Raw genomic sequence first — 2,023 nt, 5'->3', positions numbered from 1 at the left:
GCCCGGGAGGCGTTCGGGGAGCCGCCGCTGCCGCGCTCGGCCCGGCACGCCCTGGACGGGGCGGGCGGCGACCACCGGGAGGCGCACAACCTGGACGCCCTGTGCATGGCGCGGGCCGCGTACGAGGGGCTGCGTGAACTGGCGCCCGAGGAACGGCCCTTCGTGCTCTCCCGGTCCGGCTGGGCCGGAACCCAGCGGTACGGCGGCATCTGGTCGGGGGACGTGGGGACGGGCTGGCCTGCGCTCAGGGCGTCGCTGTCCCTGGTGCTGGGGCTGGGCCTGTGCGGGGTGCCGTACGCGGGGACGGATGTCGGGGGGCCCGGCGGTGACGCGTCGCCGGAGCTGTATCTGCGGTGGTTCCAGCTCGGCGCGTATCTGCCGCTGTTCCGCACGCGCACGGGCGCGCGTGCGGGGCGGGAGCCGTGGGAGTTCGGGTCGGAGGTGCTGGGGCACGCGCGCGTGGCGCTGCTCGAACGGCGGCGCCTCCTGCCGTACTTCGTGACGCTGGCGCACCTGGCCCGGTCGACGGGGGCGCCCGCTGTGCGGCCGCTGTGGTGGGGGGCGCCGGAGGACCGGGCGCTGCGGGACTGCGAGGACGCGTTCCTGCTGGGTGACAGCTTGCTGGTGGCGCCGGTGCTGGACCCCGGTACCGAGCGGCGGGCGGTGCGGCTGCCCCGGGGGCGCTGGTACGACACGGTGACGGAGCGGGCGTACGAGGGGCCGGGGCAGGTGCTGGTGGAGGCTCCGCGGGGGCGGATTCCGGTGCTCGCCCGCGCGGGTGCCGTCGTTCCGGTGCTCGGTGCGGACGGCACCTTGGCGCTGGAGGTGTGGGCGCCCGCGCCGGGGCGGGCCGGGGGCGGTCTGGTGGTGCCGGACACGGGGGAGATCGAGCGGTACGCCACCCGCTGGGACGGCACGCGCGTGCTCGTCACCCGCGAGGCGGACGGCGGCCCCGCCGAGCCGTCCCGGCCGGTGCGGGTACGGGGGCTCGGCGGGGCGGCCACCGGTCAGTAGCGGCCCTGGAACCAGGTGCGGACGGCCAGGGTGTGCAGCGGGAAGGCGAGTTCCTCGGGGCCGCGCAGCAGGTGCCAGCCCTCGGTCTCGTCGGTGGCGGCGGAGGCCGGGAGCGAGTCCGCGGGGCGTTCCGGGAGGAGCCCGAAGAGCAGCAGATGGCCGTCCGGCGAGCTCATGGCGTCCACCAGCCGCAGGTCGCGGGCCTCGGCCTCGATGCCGGTCTCCTCACGCAGTTCGCGGACGGCGGCGTGCTTCCAGTCCTCCCGGTCGTCGATGAAACCGCCGGGCAGCGCGACCCCGCCGAGCTGCGGGGCGACGGTCCGGGTGATGACGACCAGGGCGGCGCCGTGGGTGTCGTACACGGGCTGGAGCACGACGGCCACCGGCAGCGGGTTGCGGTAGGCGGTGGTGCCGCAGGCGGGGCAGGTACGCGGCCAGCCGGTGACGCCGTCCCCGTAGAGGGCCCCGCAGCTCGAACAGTGGGAACCGGGGCCGGAGTTGGCGGCCGGCTGCTGAATCTCGGACACGCGCGGACTGTATCCGATCACGGCGGGCGTGTCGCGGGGTGCCGGAGGGACGGGTGGGGCGGGGTGCCCCACGGGTCAGGTGGCGAGGGCGCGGCGGCGTTCGGCGGCCAGCTCCATGGCGTGCTGGACGACGCCGATCAGTACGGTCTTGACCGACTCCCGGTCGCGGGCGTCGGTCAGCAGCACGGGCACGTCCGGGTCGAGGTCGAGCGCCTTGCGGACCGACTCCGCCGGGTAACGGGCCGCTCCCTCGAAGCAGTTGACGCCGACCACGAACGGGATCGACCGGCGCTCGAAGTAGTCGACGGCGGCGAAGCAGTCCTCCAGGCGCCGGGTGTCGGCGAGGACGACCGCGCCGAGCGCACCCTCGGACAGCTCGTCCCACATGAACCAGAACCGCTCCTGGCCGGGCGTGCCGAACAGATAGAGCACCAGGTCGGCGCGGAGGGTGATGCGGCCGAAGTCCATGGCCACGGTGGTGG

The 2,023-nt window shown here is 75.6% G+C and carries 3 protein-coding genes; 1 reads left to right on the top strand and 2 read right to left on the bottom strand.

Going from position 1 to position 2,023, the window contains the following annotated elements; genetic code table 11:
• Positions 1 to 1,014, top strand: a 1,014-nt coding sequence (locus tag GT030_RS16800) for a glycoside hydrolase family 31 protein (RefSeq protein WP_237522543.1), incomplete at its 5' end; no start/stop codon positions are given.
• On the opposite strand, the gene GT030_RS16795 is transcribed toward GT030_RS16800, so the two are convergent.
• Together GT030_RS16795 and GT030_RS16790 are read right to left on the bottom strand one after the other, a co-directional pair.
• Positions 1,008 to 1,541 carry an NUDIX domain-containing protein gene (locus tag GT030_RS16795; RefSeq protein WP_161201794.1) on the bottom strand — a complete coding sequence of 178 codons (534 nt, stop codon included), beginning with the start codon at positions 1,539 to 1,541 and terminating at the stop codon, positions 1,008 to 1,010. The genes GT030_RS16800 and GT030_RS16795 overlap by 7 nt on opposite strands.
• Positions 1,542 to 1,616: 75 nt before the next feature.
• On the bottom strand, positions 1,617 to 2,023 hold a 407-nt coding region (locus GT030_RS16790; RefSeq protein WP_161201793.1), incomplete at its 5' end, for an ATP/GTP-binding protein.

The sequence above is a fragment of the Streptomyces sp. SID1328 genome (assembly GCF_009865595.1).
Classification (GTDB): Bacteria; Actinomycetota; Actinomycetes; order Streptomycetales; family Streptomycetaceae; genus Streptomyces; species Streptomyces griseoluteus.
Note: the sequence above shows the minus strand (reverse complement) of the source record. Positions and strands in the feature narration are given on the sequence as shown.